The organism is Palleronia sp. (assembly GCF_042089775.1).
Taxonomy (GTDB): Bacteria; Pseudomonadota; Alphaproteobacteria; order Rhodobacterales; family Rhodobacteraceae; genus Palleronia.
In genome coordinates, this window is the sequence record NZ_JBELKF010000244.1 from 1 (window position 1) to 2,660 (window position 2,660).

The following is a 2,660-nucleotide window of genomic DNA, read 5'->3' on the forward strand; positions in this document are numbered from 1 at the left end:
TCTTAGTGTGGCCGATGCCGTAGGTCAGGACGCCTACGCTGTCATAGTAGGGCGCGGGCACGATACCCTCGTGCTCGGCGATCTCGAGCAGGCCACGGTCGCTGATCTTCATGGTGATCCCCCATGCGAAGAAACCCCGCTGGCGGGGCCGGTGGTTGGTGATGCCGAAGGGGTCAGCCCTTGCGGCGCTGCCGACGCGCGGCGGCCCGCGTGCGAAGCCGGCGCCACATGTGCCGGCGCCAGGACACGGCGCAGAAGGTGAAGGTCAGGCCGACCTTCGAGGCAATGATCCAGATGTCGCGCGCCTCATCCCCGAGGCGCAGGAAGGCGGTGACCAGCACCGTGAGGCTGACCCAGGCAAAGCCGGCGGCAATGACCAGGCCGGGCGGGCGCAATACCAAAGCGTTCTGGTGAACGAGCCACCAGCAGACGACGACGAGCGCGCCCGAAGACAGCGTGTGCGCGATGAGCATGAGGTCAGCCATTGTCCTTGCCTCCCGGCGGCAGCAGGCGGCGCCGGAGCGCATGCACGGCTGCGATGCCGCCCTCACCCATCAGGAAGCCCGCGGCAAGGTAGGCAGAAATGCCCGCGCCGGTGAGCGAGTCGATCAGGTGCCCGACCACGCCGCCGAGGAAGATGGCCGAGAGCGCGCCGATGACGCCGTGCAGTGCGCGGCGCGTCCAACTCTCCTCGGGCAGCGACAGGGCCCGCACGAGGGCCCCGCCGGCGCCGGAGACGATGAGGGCCGAGACATGCTCGGGCGCGGCGCCGAGAAGGCGCGAGATTTCGTCGAGGATGGTCATGTCGGGGCCTTGCGCAGGCATGCAAAACTATCGGGCACACGAGGCTCCTACTTAGATTATTGGGAGGGTTAGGATTGGTAGGGCTGTCTTGACAGGTCGCGCGGATCTCCTCACAAGGCCAGCCGAGTCGCAAAAGTCGAAACGCCACCACCCCCCCCTGACCGCGGCCTTCGGAGACCAGCGCAAGGGGCAACGTTCGCCCTAAACTCCTGTTCGTTCGGCTTTTCAGCACGGTTGAGGCGATCTCGAAACCGCGAAGCCGGGGCGGTCGTACTCGCCCCCCGCCGGGTGACTTCGATCCCGCGACGTTCTTCGGCGCAACGATCATCGATACAGGCTGCGCCCGCGTCACCCCCTTCGAGTCGATGAGAGCACTGGCTCAACACATGCTAGTCGATCGAGAAGACCTAACGACGGGCTATCATACCAACTGGACACCCCTACCGCCTGTGCCTGAGCGGACGTTCTGACGCCGCCGTACGAAAATGAGAACCGCTCGCCAGAGTGATCCGTCGAGCGGGGTGGCTTACATTGGCGGCAGGGTCTCGATTAGCCACCGCCCATAGACAGCGCCTGAGAGCGTGTTCTCCGTCCGCAGATACAGCGTCCCGTCAAAATGCTCACCGCCTGCGTCTAGCCCTATCTCGACGACTGTGCCGTTTGCCGTGGCGGTCGTCGTGCCTTGCCCGATGAGCGTCGAATACCCAGCGTCCGAGTAGATGCTGAATGTCTTTGTGCCCGCTACCGATGTCGATGCGCCGCCGCCCGACGCCTCGCCTTGCGACAAGACGACAGTCGCCTTGCGCAGGATTTGCGGCTTGCCCAGGGGCAACTCGAAATCCTGCGACGTGCCCTGCAGAAGGCGGCGATTGGTGAGCGGGGATACAGCATTAACCATCGGCATGGTGTGAATCACGCCCTCGCTGCCGCCGAATGTCATGTCATAGACATTGCCGCACCTCTGATAGACCCAAGTCGGACTCTTGACCCCCGTGTTCAGGCCGCCTCCGCTTTCGACAAGCGCGGAAGGGGGTGGTGCACGTCGCGCGTCAAGGAACGACACAATGCCGTCTCGCCCATTCGACGGCGGCAGGTTGGTCAGCCATGTCGTGCGCTCATAGTCTACGCCGCCCTCGTAATGGCCATGACGCCATGTCACGCGCATCCGCCCCGTCAGATCCATCGTGGACAGCGCATTCAGCGTAGCCTGGTCAGATCCGCCGTCATTGCCGGACAGGACGCATTGCTCGAATACGATTTCGGCGGCGGGCTTGTAGTCGTTGACGGCGTGTCCCGTCGCCGCGTCGAGCGCGATCCACTTCGGGTTGGCGCTCGGGTTCTGTCCGCGATGCCATTCCATCTTCGCGTTCTTGGCGAGGTAGTTGCTGGCGGCCCCGTAGGAAGCGTATCGCTTGAACTTGAACAGCGCCCCGTCACCAATGATCGTTGGCGTGTTGATCTCAACTTGACCGGAGCCGCCCGTGTAAAGCCAGCTGCCACCAGCAGCAAAGCGAAGTAGCTGGCACTGATCCGACTTGATCGACAGCGCCTGCGTGCTGATCGTCGTATCGTAGCCGTGATAGTTGTTTTCGTAAGTGCAGTTTACTTCGTGGAAGTTGTCGGCATTCGCATTGTCCGCAATGTGGCTGACCGTGCCGAACCCATCCCACCGGCATCGCGTGTAGAATACCTCCGTTCCACCACCGCTGGATTGGAAATTAGCCCAATGGCGAGTTCGCGCAGCGGCATTAGTAACGGGATTCTCGACTGCGAATTCAACGTCTTCAAATTCAAGGGAGATGAACTTCCCGATGTCGAACATATACCCGTCGTAATCTTCGCGGAAGATCAGCCGG

Annotated in this window: 3 protein-coding genes; all 3 read right to left on the reverse strand. The window is 62.7% G+C overall.

All coding sequences use genetic code 11. The features are described from left to right. Positions 1-173: 173 nt before the first annotated feature. Complete coding sequence (locus ACFDS3_RS20605; RefSeq protein ID WP_375264193.1) at positions 174-485, reverse strand: hypothetical protein; 312 nt, start codon at positions 483-485, stop codon at positions 174-176. Continuing rightward, complete coding sequence (locus tag ACFDS3_RS20610; protein ID WP_375264194.1) at positions 478-804, reverse strand: hypothetical protein; 327 nt, start codon at positions 802-804, stop codon at positions 478-480. Before ACFDS3_RS20610 ends, ACFDS3_RS20605 begins: the two co-directional genes overlap by 8 nt. Before the next feature lie 526 nt (positions 805-1,330). Continuing rightward, positions 1,331-2,660: hypothetical protein (locus tag ACFDS3_RS20615; protein ID WP_375264195.1), on the reverse strand; the 1,330-nt coding region annotated here is incomplete at its 5' end.